This is a genomic window from Enterobacter sp. 200527-13, assembly GCF_027924865.1.
Classification (GTDB): Bacteria; Pseudomonadota; Gammaproteobacteria; order Enterobacterales; family Enterobacteriaceae; genus Enterobacter; species Enterobacter ludwigii.
This window is the reverse complement of record NZ_BSCM01000012.1, coordinates 55,164-81,123: the sequence shown is the minus strand read 5'-3', so window position 1 is coordinate 81,123 and position 25,960 is coordinate 55,164. Positions and strand designations below refer to the sequence as shown.

The window sequence follows — 25,960 nt, the reverse complement described above, 5'->3', positions numbered from 1 at the left end:
GCCGCTTCGTTTTCGCTGCGGCGCGGGGTGTGCATATTACGCTTTCCCGCTTCAGAGTCAAGCATTTATTTTCGCTTGTCTCTGTTGGTGTTCATCTCTGAACCCCGCTAACCCGGCGGCGTGTGTGCCGTTGTTCCGTGTCAGTGGAGGCGCATTATAGGGAGTTATTCTGAAGTGACAAGCACAAAATACAAAAAACTTTTCGTTCGCTCACTTTTCAAACGTCACGCCTATTTAAGCCGCGAATCGCCTGATAAATGTGCGATCTCCCGCGCAAAACTGGCGACCTGCGACCAGTCGGTATACACCACCTCTTTACGCGTATCGGTTTCGCCGCCGGTCATCTTCATAATGAGGCGAATCATAAAGCGGTCATACCAGCGATAGCGCGGATAACGCAGCGCGCCGGCAAAGACGGCGCTGATGTCCGGCTGCCACGGAGAGCTCAACAGAAACTTGCGCGTATAGCTGTTGGTCTGCGGCGTACGTTTCTCAGGTTTACGCGCCACCAGATTGACCGAGTAAAAAGCCCCGGGCAGTTTATTGAGCACTGCCGTATGCTTTTTCACAAAACGATCCAGCGCCGGATGGAAATGCCCGTAACGAATAGACGCGCCAATAACCACACGGTCGTAATCCTGCCAGGCTATCTGCTCCGTGCGGTTCAGGTTCACCACATCAGAGTAAATCCCCAGCTCTTTTAATTCTGAAGCCAGATATGAGGCAATCTCACGCGTTTGCCCATCCCGCGTAGAGAAAAGAATAAGTGTTTTCACCGACGACTCCTTACTCGCGCCAGAATGTTGGGGTGAACAGCACCAGCAGCGTAAAGACCTCCAGACGACCAAACAGCATGTTGGCGATGAGGATCCATTTCGCGACCGGGTTCATACTGGCAAAGTTATCCGCCACAACCCCCAGGCCAGGCCCGAGGTTATTCAACGTTGCTACGACGGAAGCAAAGGCAGAGAAATCATCCACCCCCGTCGCGATAATCGCCAGCATACTGACGATGAAGACCAGCGCATAGGCCGAGAAGAACCCCCACACCGCTTCAAGAATACGTTCCGGCAGGGCACGGTTACCCAGTTTGATGCTGTAAACCGCGTTCGGGTGGACCAGACGTTTAAGTTCACGGTTCCCCTGCTTAAACAACAGCAGAATACGGATCACCTTCAGGCCACCGCCCGTCGACCCCGCACACCCCCCGATGAACGCAGAACACAGCAGCAGTACCGGCAGGAACAGCGGCCAGCGCGCAATACTGTCCGTTGTAAAACCGGCGGTGGTTGCCATCGACACCACCTGGAAGAACGCCTGATTTAACGTAGTCAACGCGGAGTTATAGACATCGTGGAACCACAACACCACGGTACAGATGATGACCAGCGTAAGCTGGACACCAATGAACATGCGAAACTCCGGGTCACGCCAGTACACCTTCAGGCTACGCCCGCTGAGTAAGGAGAAGTGCAGACCGTAGTTACAGCCGGAAATCAGCAGGAAGATGGCAATGATCGTGTTAATGGTGGGGCTGTCGAAGTAACCCACACTGGCATCGTGGGTCGAGAACCCGCCGATGGCGATCGTCGCAAAGCTGTGCCCGATAGCGTCGAATGCAGGCATCCCGGCAAACCATAACGCTAACGCACAGGCAATCGTCAGCAAGACATAGATAAGCCACAGGGTTTTCGCCGTCTCGGCTATGCGCGGGCGCATCTTGTTATCTTTCAGTGGGCCCGGCATTTCCGCACGGTAAAGCTGCATCCCCCCGACGCCGAGAATAGGCAGGATGGCCACTGCCAGGACGATGATCCCCATCCCCCCGAACCATTGCAGCATCTGGCGATAAAAGAGAATGGCATGCGGTAAGGAATCCAGCCCGACCAGCGTGGTCGCCCCGGTCGTCGTTAAACCCGAGAACGATTCAAAAAACGCATCCGTGACGGTCAGATTAGGCTGCTCAGAGAAGATAAAGGGTAGCGCACCCACGCTTCCCAGCACTGTCCAGAACAGAACAACAATCAGAAACCCTTCGCGAGATTTCAGCTCACCCTTTTGACGACGGTTTGGCCACCACAGCAGTGAGCCAATCGCCAGCGCGACAAAGAAGGTCTGGGTAAATGCCCGCCCCGCGCCGTCCCGGTAAATAAGCGCTACCAGTCCTGGGAGAATCATCGTCCCGGAAAAAAGTATGACCAGCAGTCCAACGATTCGGGTAATGGCACGAAAATGCATCTCTGCCGCTTCCTTTGGTATTCAAAAAAGTGAGGTGGGGATTATTCTTCAATCGGCAGCAATTGCAACGAACCGCGACTAAAATCCGCCAGCTTTGCTGAAAAAGCAGCCAGTTCCGCCTGCGGAAGCGCCACGCGCAGTTGCACCATTGCCTGATAGTCACTGTGCGCGATGACGCCGTTAAACTGCTTTAGCAATGCCTCAATGCCGGATAACTGGCCGTAATCGCACAGTAAAGTATATTCGGTGAGCGGCGTTTTGCGGGTGGTAATCAGCATATTCAGTGCCTGCTGAACCCCACCGCCATACGCTTTAACCAGTCCACCCGTGCCTAATAAGATACCGCCGTAGTAGCGAACGACCACGGCGGTGATTTCACCCACGCCGCTGCCCATCAACTGGGAGAGCATGGGTTTACCGGCTGTGCCTGCCGGTTCACCGTCATCGGAAAACCCCAGCTGTTGTGAATCGTTCGGCGGTCCTGCCACCCACGCCACGCAATGGTGACGTGCGTCAGGGTGCTGCGCGCGAACGGACTCAACAAACGCTTTTGCCGCCTCAACGCCGTCGGTATGTGCCAGCAGCGTAATGAATCGGCTCTTCTTAATTTCCTCAACAAAGGTGACCGGTTCAGCCGGTATCAGCCAGCTATCCATCAGGCCAGCTTCAGGTCTCGCGTCATATTCTCAATACCGTTTTCGTGGATCACCACGTTGTCTTCGATACGAATACCGCCAAACGGTTTCAGCGCTTCAATTTTGTCCCAGTTGAAGTGCTTGCTGAACGGGCCTTCACGCCATGGCGCTAACAGCGATTCGATAAAGTAGATACCCGGCTCGATGGTCAGCACCATACGCGGCTCAAGAATACGCGTGCAGCGCAGGTAAGGATATTTAGACGGCGCGGCCAGGTGCGTACCGGTATCGTCCTGCATAAAACCGGCAACATCATGAACCTGCAGGCCCAGCGGGTGACCAATACCGTGCGGCATGAACGGCCCGGTCAGATCGTTTTCCACCATCGCCTCTTCGCTCATGTCTTTCACGATCTGGTGCTTACGCAGCAGTTTAGCGATGCGCTGATGGAACTGGATGTGGTAATCCACATAGCTGGTTCCCGCTTTCATGGTGCCAATAAGCGCCAGTTGCTCATCGTTAACGTCTTTAATCAGCTGTGCAAAATCGGTATCCGCATTTGCCGCCCAGGTGCGGGTCAGGTCGGCCGCATAGCCGTTGTACTCTGCCCCAGCGTCCAACAGGAAGCTGCGCAACTCGGATGGCACCTGGTGATCGAGCCTGGTGTAGTGCAGAACGGACGCATGCTCATTCAGCGCGACGATGTTGCTGTAAGGGACATCAGTGTCACGGTGGCCGGTGGCGGTCAGATACGCCTGGTTAATATCGAACTCGCTCATGCCAGACTGGAACGCTTCATGCGCAGCACGGTGACCATTTACCGCCGTTTTTTGCGCTTCACGCATGCAGTAAAGTTCGTAGTCGGTCTTATAAGCGCGATAGTAGTGCAGATAATCCAGAACCCCTTTCGGATTGAGTTTATCCGCCGGAATATCCAGACCGAGCGCACGCTCAGGAACCGGGCCAATATAAGCAATATTGCCGCGCCCGGCTGGCAAGAGGCTGCCAATGCCATCGGCTTTTGGTAAAGCGATAACGTCCACTTCTTCCGTCCAGAAGCTGGTCGGCAGCGGCTCAACGTTGTGCCAGTAATCGACAGGCAAATAGAACCACAGTTTCGGCTTGTTCACCCCGTCCACCAGCAACCAGCAATTTGGGACCTGCGTGACCGGCACCCAAGCTTTGAACTGCGGGTTGACCTTAAACGGATACGCATGGTCATCCAGGAAGGTGTTAATCAGCTCTCCGGAGTGGATTAACAGCGCATCCAGCTTAAAGCGCGCCAGTACATCACGGGTACGTTCCTGTAGGGTAACGATATGATTTTTATAAAGCGAAGCCAGTGAGTCCATCTTTCTTCCTTTCATTTTTCTGAGCTCAAGTCATCGCATCTTAGCACACCTGACTCCGACTGCGTGATTTCCACCGACCGTGATCAATGCAGCAATTTCTTAATGAGAAATTTGCATTTTATTAACATAAATCCCACACTCCGTCTCATCTGGTATGACCAGATCCACTTGCTGGATTCAGGAGACTGACATGCTCTACAAAGGCGACACCCTGTACCTCAACTGGCTGGAAGATGGCATTGCCGAACTGGTGTTCGATGCCCCCGGCTCAGTCAACAAGCTTGATACCGCGACGGTGGCCAGTCTTGGCCAGGCGCTGGATGTGCTTGAAAAACAATCTGAATTAAAAGGACTGCTGCTGCGCTCAAACAAAGCGGCTTTTATTGTCGGTGCAGATATCACCGAATTCCTTTCACTGTTCCAGGTCCCGGAAGAACAGCTGAGCCAGTGGCTGCACTTTGCCAACAGCGTCTTTAATCGTCTGGAAGATCTGCCTGTTCCGACAGTCTCCGCCGTTAACGGCTACGCGCTGGGCGGCGGCTGCGAGTGCGTGCTGGCAACCGACTATCGTCTGGCCACGCCAGACCTGCGCATCGGCCTGCCGGAAACAAAGCTGGGCATCATGCCAGGCTTTGGCGGTTCCGTACGTATGCCACGTATGCTGGGTGCCGATAGCGCCCTGGAGATCATCGCCGCCGGTAAAGATGTCGGGGCGGAACAGGCACAGAAAATAGGCCTGGTGGACGGTGTGGTTAAACCAGAAAAACTGATTGAAGGCTCCCTCGCCATTCTGCACCAGGCCATTAATGGTGACCTCGACTGGAAAGCCAAACGTCAGCCGAAGCTGGAAACGTTGAAACTCAGCAAAATTGAAGCCGCCATGAGCTTCACCATCGCCAAAGGGATGGTGATGCAGACGGCAGGCAAACACTACCCCGCGCCCATTACCGCCGTTAAAACGATTGAAGCCGCAGCCCGCTTTGGCCGTGATGAAGCGCTGAAACTGGAAAACCAAAGCTTTGTTCCGCTGGCGCACACTAATGAAGCTCGCGCACTGGTGGGCATCTTCCTGAACGATCAATTTGTGAAAGGTAAGGCGAAACAGCTGACCAAAAATGTTGAGACGCCAAAACAGGCGGCGGTACTCGGTGCAGGCATTATGGGCGGCGGCATCGCTTATCAGTCGGCCTGGAAAGGCGTGCCTGTGGTGATGAAAGACATCAACGAGAAATCCCTGACGCTGGGCATGACCGAAGCGGCCAAGCTGCTGAATAAACAGCTGGAACGCGGCAAAATTGACGGTCTGAAACTCTCAGGGGTGATCTCGACAATCCACCCGACCCTGGACTATAGCGGTTTCGACCGTGTGGATGTGGTCGTTGAAGCGGTCGTTGAGAACCCGAAAGTCAAAAAAGCGGTGCTGGCGGAAACCGAAGAGAAGGTTCGTCCTGATACCGTACTGGCCTCAAACACCTCCACCATCCCGATTAGCGAACTGGCAGGCGTTCTGAAGCGCCCGGAAAACTTCTGCGGTATGCACTTCTTTAACCCGGTGCACCGTATGCCACTTGTCGAAGTGATCCGTGGGGAAAAAACCTCTGACGAAACGATCGCCAAAGTCGTGGCATGGGCCAGCAAAATGGGCAAAACCCCGATCGTGGTCAACGATTGTCCGGGCTTCTTCGTCAACCGCGTGCTGTTCCCGTACTTCGCCGGTTTCAGCCAGCTCCTGCGCGACGGTGCGGATTTCCGCAAAGTCGACAAAGTGATGGAAAAACAGTTCGGCTGGCCGATGGGTCCGGCGTATCTGCTGGATGTGGTCGGCATTGACACCGCACACCACGCCCAGGCGGTGATGGCGGCAGGCTTCCCGCAGCGCATGCAGAAAGATTACCGCGACGCGATTGACGCCCTGTTTGACGCCAGCCGCTTTGGTCAGAAAAACGGCCTGGGCTTCTGGCGCTATAAAGAAGACAGCAAAGGTAAACCGAAGAAAGAAGAAGACGCGGCGGTGGATGGCCTGCTGGCCGACGTCAGCCAGCCGAAACGTGACTTCACCGACGATGAAATCATCGCCCGAATGATGATTCCAATGATCAACGAAGTGGTGCGTTGTCTGGAAGAAGGCATTATCGCCAGCCCGGCAGAAGCGGATATGGCACTGGTGTACGGCCTCGGCTTCCCTCCGTTCCACGGCGGCGCGTTCCGCTGGCTGGATACGCTCGGCAGCGCCCGTTATCTCGATATGGCTCAGCAGTACCAGCACCTCGGCCCGCTGTATGACGTGCCGGAAGGTCTGCGTAACAAAGCGCGCCATAACGAACCCTATTACCCAGCAGTTGAGCCAGCCCGTCCGGTTGGCGAGCTGAAAACGGCTTAAGGAGTCACAATGGAAAAGGTTGTCATTGTTGATGCGATTCGCACCCCGATGGGCCGTTCAAAAGGCGGTGCATTCCGTAATGTGCGCGCGGAAGACCTCTCCGCGCACCTGATGCGTAGCCTGCTGGCGCGTAACCCGGCACTGGATCCCGCTGCGCTCGACGATATTTACTGGGGCTGTGTACAACAAACCCTCGAACAGGGCTTTAACATCGCCCGTAACGCTTCGCTGCTGGCGGAGATCCCGCATTCAGTTCCGGCGGTGACCGTTAACCGTCTGTGTGGTTCGTCAATGCAGGCGCTGCACGACGCGGCACGCATGATCATGACCGGTGATGCACAGGCCTGTCTGGTCGGCGGCGTGGAGCACATGGGCCACGTGCCGATGAGCCACGGGGTTGATTTCCACCCGGGTATGAGCCGTAACGTGGCGAAAGCGGCGGGAATGATGGGCCTGACCGCTGAGATGCTTTCCCGCCTCCACGGCATCAGCCGCGAAATGCAGGATACCTTTGCTGCGCGCTCCCACGCACGCGCCTGGGCCGCAACGCAGTCCGGCGCGTTTAAGCATGAGATCATCCCAACCGGTGGTCACGATGCTGACGGCGTTTTGAAGCAGTTCAACTACGATGAAGTGATTCGCCCGGAAACCACTGTAGAAACCCTTTCTACGCTGCGCCCGGCGTTTGACCCGGTCACCGGTACGGTAACGGCAGGCACCTCGTCTGCCCTATCTGACGGGGCCGCCGCGATGCTGGTGATGAGTGAAAGCCGTGCCCGCGAGTTAGGCCTGACGCCTCGCGCCCGGGTGCGTTCGATGGCGGTGGTGGGTTGCGATCCGTCCATTATGGGTTACGGTCCGGTGCCGGCCTCGAAGCTGGCGCTGAAAAAAGCAGGCTTAACCACCAGTGATATCGATCTGTTTGAGATGAACGAAGCCTTTGCCGCGCAGATCCTGCCGTGCATCAAAGATCTGGGTCTGATGGATCAGATAGACGACAAGATTAACCTCAATGGCGGCGCGATCGCCCTCGGCCACCCGCTGGGTTGTTCCGGGGCACGCATCAGCACCACGCTGATTAACCTGATGGAACGCAAAGACGCTCAGTTTGGTCTGGCGACGATGTGTATAGGGCTGGGTCAGGGTATCGCGACGGTATTTGAGCGAGTGTAACTCTTCGAGGGGTTCTTACAGCCAGTGTCGCCAGAACACGGCGGCACGCGAGCGGCACCCGATGCGCTTACGGAAGTAAGGGATTCGGGTGAGCACGCGCAGCCAACGCAGTTATGGCGCCAGTGGCGAAGAGATAAAGTTTAGTTGCCGTTCTTCCCGCCTGTCAGGGGCGGGTTTTTTATTTAAATGAACGCGAACGCATCGCCGAAGAGACGGTCTTCACGCGCGTCACGTTCGTTGCAGAACAGATCACGGGCAATTTTCGCCATCTCAAAACGGCCAGCAATATAGATATCATGTCCCGCCAGCGTGCCGTGATCCTGCAGCACCGCCGTCAGTACCGTACCGCTGCGCCCACGCCAGCCCTCTTCAGGCTGCTCCACCACCGGCTCAATGCGCAGGTGTGGATGATTGACGCTTAATGCTTCCAGTTCAGACAGGTCGTAGAGATGTTTCTCTTCGCGGCCGCCCCAGTAGATGGTGATATCGCGATCCGGGTTACGCGCCAGGGCCGTCAGCAGGATAGAGCGCACGTAAGAGAAACCCGTTCCCCCCGCAATCAGGATCAGCGGACGGTCTTCATCTTCACGCAGCCAGGCATCACCATGAGGAATATCCACCACGATTTCACGTTCTTTCAGAATGCGATCCATGACGGCCATCGCATACAGGTTAAGCTCAGACGCACCAATATGAAGCTCAATAAATTCCTGCTCTGCTGGCGTAGAAGCCATAGAGAAGGGACGCTTATCACGCTCATCCATCACGACCATCAAGTACTGACCGGCGCGGAAAGAGAATGCCGCTTCAGGTACTAAACGGACGCGATATACGGTGTCGGTGATAGCATCTACCGAGGTCACTTTACAGCTTAAGGTTGTCATTCGCTCTCTCTGTCGTGAAGTCTATAGGGCTTAACGGCCTGTTTCAGGTTTACCGTTATTCATTATGGCCAGTTCATCCCAGATCGCGTCAATGCGCGCGGTCACGGCAGGATCTTTTTTGATCGGTCGACCCCATTCACGCTCGGTTTCGCCGGGCCATTTGTTTGTGGCATCCAGTCCCATTTTTGAGCCAAGGCCGGAGACCGGCGAGGCAAAATCCAGATAATCTATCGGCGTGTTTTCGACTAACACCGTATCGCGCGCCGGATCCATTCGCGTAGTAATGGCCCAGATAACGTCATTCCAGTCGCGGGCGTTAACATCATCATCGCAGACAATAACAAATTTGGTATACATAAACTGGCGCAGGAAAGACCATACGCCCATCATCACGCGTTTAGCGTGACCAGGATATTGCTTCTTCATCGTCACCACCGCCAGGCGATACGAACACCCTTCCGGCGGCAGGTAAAAATCAACAATTTCCGGGAACTGCTTTTGCAGGATCGGCACAAACACTTCGTTCAGCGCCACTCCCAGTACCGCCGGTTCATCCGGTGGACGTCCGGTATAGGTGGAGTGGTAAATCGCATCTTCACGCTGGGTGATGTGCGTGACGGTAAACACCGGGAAGTTATCAACTTCGTTGTAATAGCCGGTGTGGTCACCGTATGGCCCTTCCGGTGCCATTTCGCCCTGCTCAAGGTAACCTTCCAGAACGATCTCCGCGCTGGCAGGAACTTCAAGGTCATTAGAAATACACTTCACGACTTCGGTTTTGGTTCCGCGCAGCAGGCCTGCAAAGGCATATTCGGACAGCGTATCCGGCACTGGCGTTACCGCCCCCAGAATCGTGGCCGGATCGGCGCCTAACGCAACGGAAACCGGGAAACGCTCGCCCGGGTGTTCAGCACACCACTCCTGGAAATCCAGGGCACCGCCACGATGTGACAACCAGCGCATGATGAGCTTATTCTTGCCAATCAGCTGCTGGCGGTAAATACCCAGATTTTGTCGCTCTTTGTGCGGACCACGCGTGACGGTGAGCCCCCAGGTGATAAGCGGCGCAGCATCTTCAGGCCAGCATTGCATGACAGGAATTTTTGTCAGATCCACCGCATCGCCTTCCAGCACTTTCTGCTGACACGGTGCGCCGCGCAGACGTTTGGTTGGCATGTTTAGCACCTGCTTAAACTGCGGCAGTTTATCGAACAGATCGCGGAAACCTTTCGGTGGCTCTGGCTCTTTCAGAAACGCCAGCAGTTTACCCACTTCACGCAGCGCCGTGACGTCCTCCTGTCCCATCCCCAACGCCACACGGCGCGGTGTGCCAAACAGGTTGCACAGCACCGGCATCGAATACCCTTTGGGGTTTTCAAACAGTAAAGCGGGGCCACCGGCACGCAGGGTGCGGTCAGCAATTTCTGTCATTTCCAGATAAGGATCAACAGGAAGTGTAATGCGTTTGAGTTCGCCCTGCTTTTCCAGCAGCGTCAGGAAGTCGCGGAGATCGTGGTATTTCATGCAGTTAGTCATGGCCTCTCTGTAAGCGCTTCATTATACGGCGTAAGCCTGCTTGATGCTGTAATTTTGTTAAATTAGCGTGAACTTATGCATTCTGTTCCCTTTTCCCCCATTATAATCAACTTAGCGATCCCGCCAGGGTTTTGATATGCTTGCGCCCCGAACTAAGGGAAAGAGTGATTATGCAGGCCTGGTATTTACTGTATTGCAAACGCGGGCAACTTCAGCGCGCGCAGGAACATCTTGAACGTCAGTCTGTAAATTGCCTGACACCCGTGATCACGCTTGAAAAAATGCAGCGCGGGAAGCGCACGACCGTTAGTGAGCCATTATTCCCGAACTATCTGTTCGTTGAGTTCGACCCGGAAGTGATTCACACCACGACCATCAGCGCCACACGCGGTGTCAGCCACTTTGTGCGTTTTGGCGCTCACCCGGCCACGGTCCCGTCAACGGTGATTCATCAGCTTTCGGTGTACCAGCAACCTGAAGGCATCACCGATCCGGAAACCCCCTACGCAGGCGACAGCGTCGTCATCACTGAAGGGGCTTTCGAGGGCTTACAGGCGATTTTCGCCGAGCCTGACGGTGAAGCACGCTCCATGCTGTTGCTCAACCTGCTGAATAAGCAGGTATTGCAGAGCGTGAAAAACACCGACTTCCGCAAAGTTTAAACGTCTATCCCGAACAGGCGACGCACGTTGTCATCCGTCTGTGCGCACAGCCAGTGCGGGTCTTCTCCGCGCCAGCGCGCTACGCTCTCAAGAATATGCCCCAGATAGGCCGGTTCGTTACGTCGAGAAGCCGGTTTGGGTTGCATATCTCGCGGCAGCAGATAAGGTGCGTCGGTTTCAACAAGCAAGCGGTCCGCCGGGATCACCGGCAACAGCTCGCGAAGCTCAAGCCCGCGACGTTCATCGCAAACCCAGCCGGTAATGCCCAGATATAACCCGCGTTCCAGACAATCCAGCGCCTCCTGCCGTGAACCGGTAAAGCAGTGCAGTACCGCCCCGGGCAGTTTATCGAGCCAGGGTTCCAGTAAGGCGAGGAAGCGCTCATGCGCGTCACGGCAGTGCATAAACACAGGCATTCCAAGCTCTGCTGCCAGGGCGAGCTGGGCGGTGAAGGCATTTTCCTGTTCGGCTGGCGTGGAAAAGTTACGGTTGAAATCGAGACCACATTCGCCAATGGCCACGACTTCAGTGGTTTTCGCCAGCCTGTGTATGATTTCAGCGCTCTGCGGCGTCCACTGGCTGCTGTCATGAGGATGCACGCCAGCGGTTGACCAGCAGCGATCATAGCGTTGAGCAAGCTGCTGCGCCTGCTCGCTTTCATGCAGGTTGGTTCCCGTCAGGAGCAGCCCTTTCACCCCGGCGGCAAAAGCACGCGCGACGACCTCATCGCAGTCTTTCGCAAACTGCGAGCTGGTCAGGTTGAGTCCGATATCAAACATGCGATTCCCCATAGCACAACCGCCCTGACGGGCGGCTGGTTTTACTCTTCAGTGGTCTTTTCCGACGTATCGTCTTCGTCATCCGACCGACGCCCTTTTCCCACGTAGAAACGCGAGAAGAATACGCCGACTTCAAACAGACAATACATCGGTATTGCCAGCAGTGTTTGTGAGAAGACGTCAGGTGGTGTGAGCAGCATGCCAACCACAAACGCGCCGACCAGGATATACGGGCGCTTCTTACGCAGGTCATCAGGGGTCGTCACTCCTACCCAGCAAAGCAGCACAATGGCTACCGGCACTTCGAATGCCACACCGAACGCCATAAACAGCGCCATCACAAAGCTGAGGTAGCTGGCGATATCCGTCGACACCTGAACCCCTTCCGGCGCGGTATGCGTCAGGAAGCCAAAGGCCAGCGGGAAGACAACAAAGTAGGCGAACGCCATGCCGATATAGAACAGCAGCGAGCTGGATACCAGCAGCGGGATAACCAGCTTGCGTTCATGCTTGTACAGCGCTGGCGCCACAAACGCCCACACCTGATAAAGAATGACCGGCGCAGAGGCAATCAGCGATACCCAGAAGGTGAGCTTAATAGGGGTAAAGAACGGTGATGCAACGTCCGTTGCGATCATCGTTGCCCCCAGCGGCATCTGCTTGATCAGCGGCGCAGAGACAACCTGGTAGATATCATTGGCGAAATAGACCAGGCATAAGAAAATGAGGAAAACCGCGATAATGCAGTTTAACAGGCGCTTACGCAGCTCTATGAGGTGCGTAATCAGCGGTTGGGTATCATCTACTGCCATGTTTACGCTTTATCACTCGACGAGGGGGATGATTCGGAAACAGGCGCGGCAGGCTTAACGTCAGCCGCTTTTACCACCGGTGCTTCCGGCTGCGCCTGTTTTTTCGGTTCAGATTCCTGCGGCGTTTGTTCAGGCGCGGTAGCCTGATGCTCCGCGCTGGCAGGCGTAACGCCCTCGCGCTGCGCTTCGCTGTCCTTCACCACCGGGTTGTGGATGGTGTTGGCTTCATCGCTCGCCTTTTCAGGATCGTTGACGCTGTAGGAGCGCTTCATGGATTCTGCCGCTTCACGCAGTTCATCCATTGAGGCTTTCAGTTCAGGCGTCAGGTTATCCATGCTCGCCTTTTCCACCTTTTTCAGGCTTTCCTGAAACTCCTGCAGCTTAAGTTCCTGCGCCAGCTCATTTTGTACGGTCGAAGCCAGCGATCTCAGCGCGCGTACCCAGCCCACAACGGTTTTCACCGCCACCGGCAGACGCTGGGGTCCTAACACTATCAGGCCAATCACAAAGACCAGCAGCAGCTCACTAAAACCAATGTCGAACACGAATTACACCTGCTCTTTATCGTGGCGTTTAGCGTCTTCTTTTTTCGCCTCTTCCTGCTTTTCGGAGATGGATTTAGCAGTAAAGTCAGCATCCTGGCTGGTTTTATCCTGCTTGCTCTCATCATCGCTCATCGCTTTCTTGAAGCCTTTGATAGACGCGCCCAGATCGGAGCCGATAGAACCGAGCTTTTTCGTGCCAAACAGCAGCACGACGATGACGGCAATGATCAACAATTGCCAGATACTGATACCACCCATACATGTACCTCAGGGATAGATGATTAATGAGTCAGGTCGCATTATACGTAGGCGACCCGTCGATAGCGACGCAAAATCAGCGCGTTTTTCTCCAGCCGGCGAGCCAGACCACAACACCGCCAGCCATCAGCCAGGCGGGCATCATCTGCCAGTCAGGGCGAGTGATCAGTAACAGCGTACCACTCAGCAGCAGCGTTGCTCCAATGCCAAAGAGATAGCGCGACTGCCCCTGTCGAACACGGCTGGACTGAAGCTCGCGGGCGATTTTATCCATGCTGTGCTGAAGGTTCTTGCTCTGACGCAAACTGTCGTAAATCAGTTCAGGAATATCAGGCATTTTTTCTATCCAGAACGGGCCTTTCTCTTTAATAGAGCGCACCAGCGCCGGAATGCCCACCTGATCCTTAATCCAGGATTCAAGGAAAGGTTTCGCAGTCTTCCATAAGTCTAACTGAGGATAGAGCTGTCGACCTACACCTTCAACGTAAAGTAATGTTTTCTGGAGTAAAACTAACTGTGGCTGCACTTCCATGTTGAAGCGGCGTGCCGTGTTAAACAGGTTCAGCAATACGTGTCCGAAGGAAATTTCTGCCAGCGGCTTTTCAAAAATCGGCTCGCAGACGGTACGGATAGCAAACTCAAATTCTTCGACGTTGGTGTCCGGCGGAACCCAGCCAGAATCAACGTGCAGCTCGGCCACCTTGCGGTAATCACGGTTAAAGAAGGCGATGAAGTTCTCAGCGAGATAGCGCTTATCTTCTTTGTTCAGCGAGCCCACAATACCGCAGTCAATACCGATATATTTCGGGTCTTCCGGGTGCTCATAACTGACGAAGATATTCCCCGGGTGCATGTCCGCGTGGAAAAAGCTGTCGCGGAATACCTGGGTAAAGAAGACCTGTACACCACGCTCGGCCAGCAGCTTCATGTTGGTTCCCTGCTTTTCCAGGGCTGCAACATCCGAGACCGGAATACCGTAAATCCGCTCCATTACCATCATGTTCTGGCTGCAGTAGTCCGAATACACTTCAGGCACATAGAGCATCGGGCTGTTTTCAAAGTTCCGGCGCAGCTGGATGGCATTTGCCGATTCACGCAGCAGGTTTAATTCATCAATCAGCGTTTTTTCATACTCCCGCACAACTTCCATTGGGCGCAGACGGCGTCCGTCGGGGAGCAGGCGCGGAACCCAGCGTGCAAGCCGATAGATAAGCTTCATGTCCGCTCGGATTACCGGCAGGATGTCCGGGCGGATCACTTTGATAACCACCTCTTTGCCGTTCTCTTTCAGACGGGCTGTATGCACCTGGGCGATAGAGGCTGAAGCAAGAGGTTCTATTTCGAAATCGTCAAACCAGGTCTCGACAGGAATATTGCCCATCGCCTCTTCGATCTGTTTTTTCGCTCTCACACCGTCAAACGGTGCAACGCGGTCCTGCAGCAGTGCCAGTTCATCGGCAATCTGCGGCGGGAAAAGATCGCGGCGAGTCGAGAGCATTTGCCCGAATTTAATCCATACCGGGCCCAGCTCCTGGAGCGCCAGGCGAAGACGTTCACCCAGCGGCTGATCTTTATGACGATTAGGCATCCAGAACAACATCCGCCGCCAGATGCGAAGCAGCAGCGTGATACGCATTTTGGGGATAAGCTCGTCGAGCCCGTAACTCAAAAAGGTGTGGACGATAAAATAGAGGCGCCGAATTTCACCAGGCGTCATTTGCCCTCCAGTTTTTCCAGCCGTTTGGTTAAGGCATCCACCGCGCGTTCAACCGCTGCGGTCTCTTCCGCAAACCATGCAACTTCAAGCGCGCCAGGGGCCATACGCCACTCTTCAGTCAGCACTTCCGCCGCATAGCGTTGCTGTCGTTGCAGACTCTTGCGTAGAAAAGCCGTACCGCCATGAATGGCTTTACCGATCCCTTCGGCAGCAATGTCGCCAATGAAAGGCGCAAGCAGCTCCGCCGGGTCAAACTCGGCCAGATCGCTGAGCGCAACGAAATTCTGTACGACCTGAATGTCGCCTTCCACTTCCAGCTCACCGCTGCGGATAAGCGTCGTAAGCTGCTGACGGTCACGTAATTTTGGCAGCACGCTCATGTGCGTAATCACGGAGCAGTCGGCTTCACCTTCCCACTCACCCAGAACGTCAAGCTGGCGTTCACTGAAAACCAGCACAAGCGGCGTCGAGAACTCTTTCAGAACAACTCGCAGCACCTTGCCGTTAAGCCGCTGACGTGCGGCTTTTAGCGCCGGTGCGCGGTAAAGAAAGGCATTCAGGACATTCTCGATGCCTGCGGTGACAAAGGGTTTAAAGGGCACGGGAAACCTCCACTCAGAACTTATAACCGCGATGCAGCGCGACGACACCTGCCGTCATGTTGAAATACTCAACGTTCTCGAATTCCGCATCCTGCATCATGGCCTTTAAGGTGTCCTGATCCGGGTGCATACGGATAGATTCCGCCAGGTACCGATAGCTTTCCGCGTCGTTTGCCACCAGCTCACCAATGCGCGGCAGCACATGGAATGAGTATGCGTCGTAAGCTTTGCTTAACGGCTCAAGAATCGGTTTGGAGAATTCGAGCACCAGCAGGCGTCCACCCGGCTTTAACACGCGGTACATGGAGCGCAGCGCTTTTTCTTTATCGGTGACGTTACGCAGGCCGAAGGAGATAGTGATGCAGTCAAAGGTATTATCCGGGAAAGGCAGCGCTTCGGCGTTCGCCTGCACATACTCGACATTACCTACCACGCCGATGTTACGCAGCTTCTCACGTCCCATTTTGAGCATTGAGTCGTTAATATCTGCCAGAACAACGCGACCGGTTTCGCCCACCAGACGGGAGAATTTTGCTGTCAAATCGCCTGTACCGCCGGCTAAATCCAGTACCGTTTGTCCACGACGCACACCGCTACAGTCGATGGTGAAGCGCTTCCACAAGCGATGAATGCCGAACGACATCAAGTCATTCATCACATCGTACTTCGCCGCCACGGAATGAAATACGTGGGCCACCATATCAGCTTTCTGCGCTTTGGCGACAGTCTGAAAGCCAAAGTGCGTCGTGTCTTGTGAATCGTCAACCATCTCAGAGCCTGCTTATCAGTAAAATGTTCGTGAAGTGTAACAGATTGGGCGCGTTTGCCCTACGTTTCAACCTTCGCGAAAGAAACGTGCCGGACGCTCGTCTGACGTTAAATCTGTCGCTAACGTATTGTCTTCACTGTTTGTCTTTTGTTCGCCAGCGCCTTCGCGCAGGCGAAACTCTTCATCCTGGGCGGTGGCCTGCTCAACTAATTCCGGATTAATCTCGCGCTTCACCTCCACACCCAGGGAACGAAACGCTTCGGCCTGCGCCAGTAAGTTGCCACGCCCGGAAGAGAGTTTTTTCATCGCCTGGCGATAGTTATCCTGGGCGCGTTCAAGGCTTTGCCCGACCGAGGACATATCATCCACAAAGAGGCGCATTTTGTCGTAAAGCTTGCTGGCGCGATCGGCAATCTGCTGCGCATTACGGCTCTGATGTTCATAGCGCCACAGGTTGGCAATGGTGCGCAATGCCACCAGCAGCGTGGTGGGGCTCACCAGCATAATGTTATTTTTTAGGGCTTCGGTAATCAGTTCAGGCTGTCTGTCGAGCGCCAGCAAGAACGCGGGTTCAACCGGAATAAACATCAGGACGTAATCCAGTGAGCGCAGGCCGGGTAACTGCTGGTAGTCTTTTCTGCCCAGCAGACGAATGTGGTTACGCACGGAGGCGATGTGCTCCTGCAGCGCCGACTCGCGGGTGTAGTCATCTTCCGCATTGAAATAGCGCTCATAAGCCACCAGCGTCATTTTGGCGTCTATCACCACATCTTTACCCTGCGGGAGCCGCACAATCACATCAGGCTGCATACGCGAGCGGGCATCGTTCTCGATACTCACCTGCGTTTCGTATTCATACCCTTCCCGCAGGCCAGAGGCCTCCAGCACGCGGGTCAGCACCACTTCCCCCCAGTTGCCCTGGGTTTTGTTATCGCCCTTCAGCGCACGGGTCAGGTTGACCGCTTCCTGCGCCATTTGCGCATTCAGCTGCTGAAGATTACGAATTTCATGCGCCAGCGTGTGCCGCTCGCGAGCCTCCTGGCCAAAGCTGTCCTGTACCTGACGACGAAAGCCGTCCAGCTGTTCACGCAGGGGCGTTAGCAGGCTATTCAGGCTTTGACGGTTTTGTTCGTCTACGCGGCGGTTGCTGTGCTCAAAAATGCGGTTCGCGAGGTTCTCGAACTGCTCGCTGAGGCGTTGCTCGCTGTTCATCATCTGGCGGATTTTATCTTCCGCATGCAGCTGGGTGGATTCGAGGCGGGTAGTCACTTCGCGGAGATCGGCCTCCAGCGAGGTGTTGATATCGCGAAGATTACGCAGCTCGTTGTTGAGCAGTTCGCATTCGTCACGCCAGTGTTCGCTCAGCGCAACCTGCTGTTTTGCCGCGCTTAAATCGGCGACTATCTCTTCGCGCTCGGCCAGCTGATCGGCCTTTTGTTGCGCGTGCTGGTAGCTGGAAATCAGCCAGCCTGCCCCCACGCCCACCAGCGCAATCACTGCATAAATCAGGATTGAGATATCCACAATGCCCCCTGCATCAACGTATTACCTGCACAAAATAGAATTGTGCTGTATAAACGTCCAGTTTGAAAGGGTTTTCCTGCGAGGCGCTACGCAAAAAAAAGGCCGAACGGGTCGGCCTTTTTCGTATAAGAAGGGATTAGATCAGGCGACGCGCTGCTTCAACCACGATTTTCACAGCATGACTTTCGGTCTGCTTCATGGTTTCCGCGTTCGGGATCTCCTGCTGGGTACGGTTGACGATAACGCCCGCCACCATACCGGCACGCAGACCCTGGCTTGCGCACATGGTCAGCAAGGTTGCAGATTCCATTTCGTAATTCATTACGCCCATAGACTGCCACTCTTCCATAGAACCTTTGAAACGGCTTACCACGCGGCCGGAGAAGGTGTCATAACGCTCCTGGCCTGGGTAGAAGGTATCAGAAGAGGCGGTCACGCCTACGTGGGTGGTTGCGCCAACGGATTTCGCGGCTTCAACCAGTGCGGTGGTGCATTCGAAATCCGCCACCGCCGGGAATTCCATAGGGGCAAAGTGCAGACTCGCGCCGTCCAGACGCACGGAAGCGGTTGTCACCAGCACGTCGCCAACGTTGATATGCGGCTGAATGGCACCGGTAGTCCCGATACGCAGGAAAGTACGAATGCCCAGCTGCGCCAGCTCTTCAACAGCAATTGAGGTGGACGGGCCACCGATACCGGTAGAACAGACGATCACCGCTTTGCCATCCAGCTCAGCGCGCCAGGTGGTGAATTCACGATGGGCAGCAAGCTTAACCGGCTTATCCATCAGCGCGGCGATCTTTTCCACACGCTCAGGATCGCCCGGGACGATAGCCAGCGTAGCCCCTTGTAAATCGTTTTTAGTGAGGCCGAGATGAAAAACATCAGACTTAGACATAGGTGACTCCTCTGTGGGTCGGTTAGTCAGAAGAAGTAAAAAGGTACTTTACAGAAGCAGTAAGCAGAATTACGTGACACATCTCACCATGAATGAAAATGATTGCAGTAAATTTCCATGAAATAGTGATTCACATCACATTAACAAGTTATATCGTCAGGTGCTGCACAAAAGATAGACCGTTTCAGGCACTGTGAATTGTTAACCTGGTGACTATATTTACCTTTGCGCTAACTCATTGGTACGGAGAATGCCATGACTGAAAAAACCGGTTTTGCACCTGCAGCGGCCCCTCATGCATCAACCATCGTCTCAACACCTGAAGAGGCCATTACGGCAGGTGAGACCTCCATCCCCTCGCAGGGGGAGAATATGCCTGCTTACCACGCGCGGCCAAAATCGGCCGACGGCCCGCTGCCCATCGTGATTGTGGTTCAGGAAATTTTCGGCGTTCACGAACATATTCGCGACCTTTGCCGCCGTCTGGCGCTGGAAGGTTATCTGGCCGTTGCGCCAGAGCTCTATTTCCGTCAGGGCGATCCGAACGACTACAGCGATATACCGACGCTGTTCAGCAACCTGGTCAGCAAAGTGCCGGATGCACAGGTACTGGCCGATCTGGACCACGTGGCCAGTTGGGCTGCGCGCAATGGCGGCGACGCACATCGTCTGATGGTGACGGGTTTCTGCTGGGGAGGACGTATCAGCTGGCTGTATGCCGCACATAATCCGCAGCTTAAAGCCGCCGTTGCCTGGTACGGCAAACTGGTGGGGGAGAAAACGCTGAACTCGCCTAAGCATCCCGTTGATATCGCCACCGAGTTAAATGCCCCAGTCTTAGGGCTGTATGGCGGCCAGGACACCGGGATCCCGCTTGATACGGTAGAGACCATGCGCCATGCGCTCCGCGCAGCCAATGCAAAAGCTGAAATCATTGTTTATCCGGATGCCGGCCACGCCTTTAATGCCGACTATCGTCCGAGCTATCACGCAGAATCGGCTAAAGATGGCTGGCAGCGGATGCTGGCATGGTTCAGCCAGTACGGCGGGAAAAAAGCGTAAAACAAAAGCCCGGTCGCGGCTACGCCTTGCCGGGCTTCGGATTTATCAGGCCTGACGCAAATTCTGCGCCGCCCTGACCATGTTCGCGAGTGCCTCGCGGGTCTCCGGCCAGCCGCGGGTTTTCAGTCCGCAGTCCGGGTTGACCCACAGGCGCTCAGCCGGGATCCGCTGGGCGGCTTTTTTCAGCAGGCTCTCAATCCACTCCACGCTCGGTACGTTCGGGGAGTGGATGTCGTAGACACCCGGCCCAATTTCGTTTGGATACTCGAACGCTTCGAAGGACTCCAGCAGTTCCATGTCTGAACGCGACGTTTCGATGGTGATCACGTCGGCATCCAGCGCGGCAATCGAATCCATAATGTCGTTAAATTCACAGTAACACATGTGGGTGTGGATCTGCGTGTCGTCTTTCGCGACCGCGGCGTTGAGGCGGAAAGCATCCACACCCCACTTCAGATAAGCATCCCAGTCACTGCGACGCAGCGGCAAACCTTCGCGTAGCGCCGGTTCATCAATCTGGATGATGCCAATACCCGCCGCTTCCAGATCGGCCACTTCATCACGCAGCGCGAGCGCAATCTGTTTGGCGATGGTTTCACGGGTCACATCTTCACGCGGGAAGGACCAGCAGAGGATCGTCACCGGGCCGGTCAGCATCCCTTTCACCGGTTTGTCGGTCAGGGACTGGGCGAATTTTGCCCACTCTACGGTGATCGCTTGCGGGCGGCTGACGTCACCAATCACCACCGGTGGCTTCACACAGCGGGAACCATAGCTCTGCACCCAACCGTTCTGCGTAAAGACGAAACCGTCCAGATGTTCGCCGAAGTATTCCACCATGTCGTTACGCTCGGCTTCACCGTGTACCAGCACGTCCAGACCTAAACGTTCCTGCTCAACAATCGCCTGTCTGATGTGCTCAGCGATGCCGGTGCGGTAGTGATTCGCATCGAGGTTGCCTTTTTTGAAATCCAGACGCAGGCCGCGGATCTCCGTCGTCTGCGGGAAGGAGCCGATGGTGGTGGTTGGCCACGCTGGCAGGTTGAAGCGGGCACGCTGGGCTTCGGCACGCACCTCATAGGGGCTCTGACGCTGGCTGTCCTGCGCGGTAATGGCCGCCAGACGTTTTTCGACCGCCGGGTTGTGGACGCGTGCCGAATGACGACGCGCCTGAATGGGGGCGCTCCAGTCGGTAATGGCCGTGGTGTCACCGCTATTTAACGCATCACGCAGCAGCGCCAGCTCTTCACATTTTTGCAGCGCAAAGGCAAACCAGCTCTTCACCTCGGGATCCAGGCGGGTTTCCACACTCAGATCGATTGGGCTGTGCAGCAGAGAGCAGGAGGAGGCCACCCACAGCTCACGTTTGCCGACGATATCTTTAATCTGTGCATATTTCTCGCTCAGATCGGCGCGCCAGACGTTACGGCCATTCACCAGTCCGGCCGAGAGTAGCCACTCTTCGGGCAGACGTTTGTGCAGTTCGGCCAGGTCATCTTTGCCGTGGACCAGGTCAACATGAAGACCCTGAACCGGCAGCGCAGTAATAGTACTCAGGTTCGGCGTCACGCCTTCAAAATAGGTGGTCAGCAATAGCTTCACCTGACCAGTAAGGGCATCGTAAGCGGGTTTAAACGCTTTCAGCCACGCCTGCGGCAGCTCCAGCACCAGCGCAGGCTCATCGATTTGCACCCACTGAATTCCGCGTTTACCCAGTTCAATCAGCACCTGTTTGTAGACCGGCAGAATATCGTTCAGCAGGCTGAGACGGTCAAACTGCTCGCCTTTCACTTTACCCAGCCACAAATACGTTACCGGCCCCAGCAGTACCGGTTTCACCTGGTGGCCCAGCGCCAGCGCTTCATCGACTTCGTCGAGCAACTGGGTCCAGCTCAGTTTGAACTGCTGGCCTTTCACAAATTCCGGCACCATATAGTGATAGTTGGTGTTGAACCACTTGGTCATTTCCGCCGCTGCCGCAGGCTCTCCCGTTGGCGCACGACCACGGCCAATGCGGAACAGGGTGTCGATATCTACCGATCCATCTTTGTTCTGATGACGAGCCGGCACGTTGCCAAGCAGCAGGCTGGTGGTCAGAACATGGTCGTACCAGGCGAAATCGCCCACGGGCAGCAGATCAATGCCCGCCTGCTTTTGCTGTTCCCAGTGGCGCGCACGCAGTTCGCGGCCCACTGCCAGCAATTCTTCACGGCCAGAGGTACCTGCCCAGTAACTTTCCTGCGCTTTTTTCAGCTCGCGGCGAAGGCCAACGCGAGGGAAACCGAGAGTGTGATTACGAATTGTCATGGTGTGTCCCCTGTGAATTTTTCGTATTTAGCCATCCAGATGTTTACACATCCATAATTGGCAGTTACTGTATATTCCTCAAGCGCAAAATGTTCATGGCGAAGTGAAGGACTTTCATGATCGAGATTAAACACCTGAAAACGCTACAAGCGTTGCGAAATTGCGGTTCTCTCGCGGCGGCGGCAGCCACGCTGCACCAGACCCAGTCCGCCCTTTCTCACCAGTTCAGCGATCTGGAACAACGCCTCGGCTTTCGTCTTTTTGTGCGTAAGAGCCAGCCGCTACGCTTTACGCCTCAGGGCGAGATCCTGCTGCAGCTGGCTAATCAGGTGCTGCCGCAAATAGCCAGCGCGCTGCAGTCCTGTAACGAGCCGCAGCAAACCAGACTGCGTATCGCCATTGAGTGTCACAGCTGTATTCAATGGCTGACACCCGCGCTTGAGAACTTCCGCGAGAGGTGGCCGCAGGTGGAGATGGATTTCAAATCCGGCGTGACGTTCGACCCGCAGCCGTCGCTCCAGCAGGGCGAACTGGATCTGGTGATGACCTCAGACATTCTGCCCCGCAGCGGCCTGCACTATTCACCAATGTTTGATTATGAGGTACGTCTGGTGCTGGCTCCGGATCATCCGCTGGCCAGTAAAACGCGTATCACCCCGGAAGATTTAGCCAGTGAAACGCTGCTGATTTACCCGGTACAGCGCAGTCGGCTGGATATCTGGCGTCACTTCCTGCAGCCGGCCGGCATTAGCCCGCAGCTCAAAAGCGTGGATAACACCCTGCTGTTGATTCAGATGGTTGCCGCCAGAATGGGCATCGCGGCGCTGCCACACTGGGTTGTGGAGAGTTTTGAACGCCAGGGTCTGGTTGTCACTAAAACCCTGGGTGAGGGACTATGGAGCCGGCTGTACGCCGCCGTGCGCGATGGCGAGCAGCGTCAGCCGATTACGGAAGCGTTTATTCGCTCTGCGCGGAACCACGCGTGCGATCATCTTCCGTTTGTGCGGAGCGCGGAGCGACCCAACGGCGATGGACCCACAGCGAAGCCAGAATCACTGCTCCCCCAATAAGGAAGCTCGGCCAGTGAGGCTGCTGCTGCCAGATGGCAAGGTTCACCAGCAGCCCTGCAGGCACATGCACGTTGTTCATGATCCCCAGCGTACCGGCGTCTACCTGCGTAGCGCCGTAGTTCCACATGAAGTACCCCAGCCCCGATGCCACCACGCCCAGCCAGACCAGAACGCCCCACTGCAGGCTTGTCGTCGGGAGCTTTTGCGGGTTGCCGAGCATAAACCATGCCGCCACCGCGACGATAGCTGCCCCCATATAGAACCAGGCGAACGCGTTATGCTGTGGCATCGGGCGGGTTTCCATCAGGCGCTTGTACCCGACCATACCGATGGCAAAGCTGAGGTTCGCCAGCTGCACGAACATCAGCCCGGTCCAGAAGTGGTCGCTCACTTTGTCGTAGCGAATAATCGCCGCCCCGATCACCGCCAGCGCCGCGCTCAACAGATATCCCCAGCGCAAACGACGTTTGCTGAGTAGATCGTAAATCAGCGTGATATAGAGCGGCGTAAGCACGGTGAAAAGCAGAAATTCAGAGACAGACAGGTAGACGTAAGCCCGGAAGCTGAACAGGTACATGATGCCGAGCTGCATCGCCCCCACCAGCATGTACAGCAAAATGGTCTTCAGCGATTGCCCGCGTGTACGCAGGAAGGGCAGGAATACCAGCGCCGCCAGCCCCACGCGCATCAGCACCGAGAAGTAGCTGTCGACGTGCCCGGCGAGGTACTCGCCAATCAGGCTAAAAGAGAAGGCCCACAGGATAGTGGTAATAATGAGTAGCGCCACAATGCTTGTCTCTCAGAAATAAGGACAGGCATTGTAGCGAACTCTTTAGTTGACAACTGAGCAATAAACAATCAAATGAAGATTATTCAAGGAACAGTTTGCGCAGGTATTTTGGTACCGCGTTGTCAGCGTTAGACCCAATCACTTCCAGTTCCGGGTGCAGGTCTTTCAGACGCTGGTGTGCATTCTGCATAATGCAGCCTTTGCCCGCCATAGAGAGCATCTCGGCGTCGTTCATGCCATCACCGAAGGCGATACAGTCTTTCAGTTCGAAGCCAAGACGTTTCGCCACGGCTTCCAGCGCGTGCCCTTTGGAAACACCCCCGGCCATAACTTCCAGACAGGTCAGGGTCGAGAAACTCACGTTGACGCGGTCACCCCAACGCGCATTAATCGCCTGTTCCAGCGGTAACAACGCTTCGTGGCTTTCGCAGGTAAAGAACACCTTGCTGATCCCTTCCGGCTCCAGCAGGCCTGGCTCGTACAGGGAATAGTTAAATACCGCTTCCTTGAAGAAACGCATTTCATCCGGGCGATGGCGATTCATGAACCAGTCGTCATCGCGATAAACGTTAGTGATAATGTCCGGGTTGTTATGCACTACGCCGAACAGATCGGCGGCAATGTCGCGATCCAGGTTATGCGTAAAGATCAGGTTGCCATCGGTATCGTGCACGCGCGCACCGTTGGAGGTGATCATGTACGATTTGATCTCAAGATTATCGCGGATCTGCCCCACGTCCACGTGGTGGCGGCCGGTGGCAAACACGAAGTTCACTCCGCGGGCGGTCAGAAGCTTTAAGGTCTCTTTCGCGTAAGGCGACAGGGTATGGTCGGGCGAAAGCAGCGTGCCATCTAAATCAGATGCAACAACCTGGTACATAGGGATTTCAACCTCTGGTGGTAAAACAACAATCAATTATGCCTGTCGAAAAATTCAACAATGGCGTTGAGCGCGACTGAGCGCATAGCGTCCTTTTCAAAAAGGATCTCATGGTACGCGCCGTTGATGACCAGCGGTTTACCCCCTTCGCAAGGGTGACCGGCCGCAGCGCGGAGTTCACAAAAGCGGTCATGCATGCGGTTATCCACCACACGCTCTTCTTCAGCCTGAATCAGAAGTGTCGGCGTATCATCTTTACCAACACCAGCAAGCACCTGTTCACCGGCAAGGATCCCTTCCCGCACCCAGTGATATGTCGGGCCACCGACGCGCAGGCGCGGTTCATCGGCATAAAAACGCAGGTTACGGCGATAACGCTGCCGGCTATGGGTCAATACGTTGAGGGCAAACGGCAGCGCGCGCCAGCGCCCTGTCCCGATGGCATACCCTTCACGAATGCGCTGATGGCCCTCAGCCCAGTCGAGAATATGGCGCACCATCCAGTCCGGAAAACGCATGACGATGCCATACATTGGCGCGGTAAGCGCAATGGCATCACACTGGTGGTCATAGCGCTGTAAAAACAGCGTCGAAATCGCCCCACCCATAGAGTGCGCCAGAATATAGCGCTTACGCCATGGGCCCGGCTGAACTTCCTGCTGCCAGAAGGCGGCAAGATCGTCGACGTAATCGCTGAAGTTATCCACATGACCGCGATGCGTGTCCGACAATAAGCGGCCAGAAAGCCCCTGCCCGCGATGGTCGATAATCAACACATCGAAGCCCAGATGGAACAGGTCATAGGCCAGTTCAGCGTATTTGATGTAGCTCTCGATACGTCCCGGACAGACCACGATCACCCGATCGTTTTTCTCATCATGGAAACGCACAAAGCGTACCGGAACATCGCCAACACCCGTAAACTCATCTTCCTCACGCTGACGCCAGAAATCGGTCAGCGGCCCCATAGAGAAAGCAGCAAATGCGTTTTCTCGTGTTTCCCAGTCCTTTTTCTGCTGAAACATCGGGTTTCCACCCCCGTAAGCCAAGGAATATCGTTTTTTCGTCACCGGTCACAAAATGACGT

24 protein-coding genes are annotated in these 25,960 nt (G+C 55.3%); 5 read left to right on the top strand and 19 right to left on the bottom strand.

Going from position 1 to position 25,960, the window contains the following annotated elements; translation table 11 throughout:
- Positions 1-230 precede the first annotated feature (230 nt).
- Genes hemG through pepQ form a run of 4 tightly spaced genes read right to left on the bottom strand, consistent with a single transcriptional unit; the run spans position 231 to position 4,225 of the window.
- Entirely contained in the window at positions 231-776 is a 546-nt protein-coding gene (gene hemG, locus QMG44_RS22820) for a menaquinone-dependent protoporphyrinogen IX dehydrogenase (RefSeq protein ID WP_020882866.1), read from the bottom strand.
- Positions 777-786: 10 nt separating this feature from the next.
- The gene (gene trkH, locus QMG44_RS22815) at positions 787-2,238 is read right to left on the bottom strand and encodes a Trk system potassium transporter TrkH (RefSeq protein WP_014172101.1); all 1,452 of its coding nucleotides are present in this window, start codon (positions 2,236-2,238) and stop codon (positions 787-789) included.
- A 41-nt stretch (positions 2,239-2,279) separates the two neighbouring features.
- Entirely contained in the window at positions 2,280-2,894 is a 615-nt protein-coding gene (locus tag QMG44_RS22810) for an IMPACT family protein (RefSeq protein ID WP_020882868.1), read from the bottom strand.
- Positions 2,894-4,225: a Xaa-Pro dipeptidase gene (gene pepQ / locus QMG44_RS22805; RefSeq protein WP_025202792.1), complete on the bottom strand. Its 1,332-nt coding sequence runs from the start codon at positions 4,223-4,225 to the stop codon at positions 2,894-2,896. Before pepQ ends, QMG44_RS22810 begins: the two co-directional genes overlap by 1 nt.
- A 190-nt stretch (positions 4,226-4,415) precedes the next feature.
- On the opposite strand from pepQ, the gene fadB reads away from it, so the two are divergent.
- Positions 4,416-6,605, top strand: a complete 2,190-nt coding sequence (gene fadB, locus QMG44_RS22800) for a fatty acid oxidation complex subunit alpha FadB (protein ID WP_086533003.1) — start codon at positions 4,416-4,418, stop codon at positions 6,603-6,605.
- Between the two features lie 9 nt (positions 6,606-6,614).
- Entirely contained in the window at positions 6,615-7,778 is a 1,164-nt protein-coding gene (fadA, locus tag QMG44_RS22795) for an acetyl-CoA C-acyltransferase FadA (protein WP_044866329.1), read from the top strand.
- A 182-nt stretch (positions 7,779-7,960) separates the two neighbouring features.
- Here the strand turns inward: fadA and fre are convergent, their stop codons facing one another.
- Together fre and ubiD are read right to left on the bottom strand one after the other, a co-directional pair.
- Positions 7,961-8,662 (bottom strand): NAD(P)H-flavin reductase, encoded by a 702-nt coding sequence (gene fre / locus QMG44_RS22790; protein ID WP_014172106.1) that lies wholly within the window; start codon positions 8,660-8,662, stop codon positions 7,961-7,963.
- A gap of 30 nt (positions 8,663-8,692) precedes the next feature.
- On the bottom strand, positions 8,693-10,198 hold the full coding sequence (gene ubiD / locus QMG44_RS22785) for a 4-hydroxy-3-polyprenylbenzoate decarboxylase (RefSeq protein WP_014172107.1): 1,506 nt from the start codon (positions 10,196-10,198) through the stop codon (positions 8,693-8,695).
- A gap of 170 nt (positions 10,199-10,368) precedes the next feature.
- Here ubiD and rfaH point away from each other — a divergent pair, with 170 nt between their 5' ends.
- Positions 10,369-10,860: a transcription/translation regulatory transformer protein RfaH gene (rfaH, locus tag QMG44_RS22780; protein WP_020882871.1), complete on the top strand. Its 492-nt coding sequence runs from the start codon at positions 10,369-10,371 to the stop codon at positions 10,858-10,860.
- Here the strand turns inward: rfaH and tatD are convergent.
- The 9 genes from tatD to udp all read right to left on the bottom strand — a co-directional run bounded on the left by tatD (position 10,857) and on the right by udp (position 18,764).
- A complete protein-coding gene (tatD, locus tag QMG44_RS22775) occupies positions 10,857-11,639 on the bottom strand; it encodes a 3'-5' ssDNA/RNA exonuclease TatD (RefSeq protein WP_020882872.1) in 783 nt (260 codons plus the stop codon). The two genes, rfaH and tatD, sit on opposite strands and share 4 nt — an antisense overlap.
- 41 nt (positions 11,640-11,680) lie before the next feature.
- Complete coding sequence (gene tatC, locus QMG44_RS22770; protein WP_014172110.1) at positions 11,681-12,451, bottom strand: Sec-independent protein translocase subunit TatC; 771 nt, start codon at positions 12,449-12,451, stop codon at positions 11,681-11,683.
- A 2-nt stretch (positions 12,452-12,453) separates the two neighbouring features.
- Complete coding sequence (gene tatB / locus QMG44_RS22765) at positions 12,454-12,996, bottom strand: Sec-independent protein translocase protein TatB (protein ID WP_020882873.1); 543 nt, start codon at positions 12,994-12,996, stop codon at positions 12,454-12,456.
- A gap of 3 nt (positions 12,997-12,999) precedes the next feature.
- A complete protein-coding gene (gene tatA, locus QMG44_RS22760; protein WP_014172112.1) occupies positions 13,000-13,254 on the bottom strand; it encodes a Sec-independent protein translocase subunit TatA in 255 nt (84 codons plus the stop codon).
- A gap of 76 nt (positions 13,255-13,330) precedes the next feature.
- Positions 13,331-14,971: a ubiquinone biosynthesis regulatory protein kinase UbiB gene (gene ubiB / locus QMG44_RS22755; protein ID WP_014172113.1), complete on the bottom strand. Its 1,641-nt coding sequence runs from the start codon at positions 14,969-14,971 to the stop codon at positions 13,331-13,333.
- A complete protein-coding gene (gene ubiJ / locus QMG44_RS22750) occupies positions 14,968-15,573 on the bottom strand; it encodes a ubiquinone biosynthesis protein UbiJ (RefSeq protein WP_086533004.1) in 606 nt (201 codons plus the stop codon). Before ubiJ ends, ubiB begins: the two co-directional genes overlap by 4 nt.
- Before the next feature lie 13 nt (positions 15,574-15,586).
- Positions 15,587-16,342: a bifunctional demethylmenaquinone methyltransferase/2-methoxy-6-polyprenyl-1,4-benzoquinol methylase UbiE gene (gene ubiE, locus QMG44_RS22745; RefSeq protein ID WP_014172115.1), complete on the bottom strand. Its 756-nt coding sequence runs from the start codon at positions 16,340-16,342 to the stop codon at positions 15,587-15,589.
- Between the two features lie 66 nt (positions 16,343-16,408).
- A complete protein-coding gene (rmuC, locus tag QMG44_RS22740) occupies positions 16,409-17,866 on the bottom strand; it encodes a DNA recombination protein RmuC (RefSeq protein WP_281853278.1) in 1,458 nt (485 codons plus the stop codon).
- A gap of 136 nt (positions 17,867-18,002) precedes the next feature.
- Positions 18,003-18,764 (bottom strand): uridine phosphorylase, encoded by a 762-nt coding sequence (udp, locus tag QMG44_RS22735; protein ID WP_003860792.1) that lies wholly within the window; start codon positions 18,762-18,764, stop codon positions 18,003-18,005.
- 255 nt (positions 18,765-19,019) lie between these two features.
- On the opposite strand from udp, the gene QMG44_RS22730 reads away from it, so the two are divergent.
- Positions 19,020-19,826, top strand: coding sequence for a dienelactone hydrolase family protein (locus tag QMG44_RS22730; RefSeq protein WP_014172118.1), 807 nt, complete (start codon positions 19,020-19,022; stop codon positions 19,824-19,826).
- 45 nt (positions 19,827-19,871) lie between these two features.
- On the opposite strand, the gene metE is transcribed toward QMG44_RS22730, so the two are convergent.
- Positions 19,872-22,133: a 5-methyltetrahydropteroyltriglutamate--homocysteine S-methyltransferase gene (metE, locus tag QMG44_RS22725; RefSeq protein WP_086533005.1), complete on the bottom strand. Its 2,262-nt coding sequence runs from the start codon at positions 22,131-22,133 to the stop codon at positions 19,872-19,874.
- Between the two features lie 116 nt (positions 22,134-22,249).
- On the opposite strand from metE, the gene metR reads away from it, so the two are divergent.
- Positions 22,250-23,203 carry an HTH-type transcriptional regulator MetR gene (gene metR, locus QMG44_RS22720; protein ID WP_047356056.1) on the top strand — a complete coding sequence of 318 codons (954 nt, stop codon included), beginning with the start codon at positions 22,250-22,252 and terminating at the stop codon, positions 23,201-23,203.
- Here the strand turns inward: metR and QMG44_RS22715 are convergent.
- The 3 genes from QMG44_RS22715 to pldB all read right to left on the bottom strand — a co-directional run bounded on the left by QMG44_RS22715 (position 23,091) and on the right by pldB (position 25,898).
- Positions 23,091-23,990: a carboxylate/amino acid/amine transporter gene (locus tag QMG44_RS22715; RefSeq protein ID WP_025202785.1), complete on the bottom strand. Its 900-nt coding sequence runs from the start codon at positions 23,988-23,990 to the stop codon at positions 23,091-23,093. The two genes, metR and QMG44_RS22715, sit on opposite strands and share 113 nt — an antisense overlap.
- 82 nt (positions 23,991-24,072) lie before the next feature.
- Positions 24,073-24,873 (bottom strand): sugar/pyridoxal phosphate phosphatase YigL, encoded by an 801-nt coding sequence (yigL, locus tag QMG44_RS22710; RefSeq protein WP_020882878.1) that lies wholly within the window; start codon positions 24,871-24,873, stop codon positions 24,073-24,075.
- Between the two features lie 32 nt (positions 24,874-24,905).
- On the bottom strand, positions 24,906-25,898 hold the full coding sequence (gene pldB / locus QMG44_RS22705) for a lysophospholipase L2 (RefSeq protein ID WP_020882879.1): 993 nt from the start codon (positions 25,896-25,898) through the stop codon (positions 24,906-24,908).
- Between the last annotated feature and the right edge of the window lie 62 nt (positions 25,899-25,960).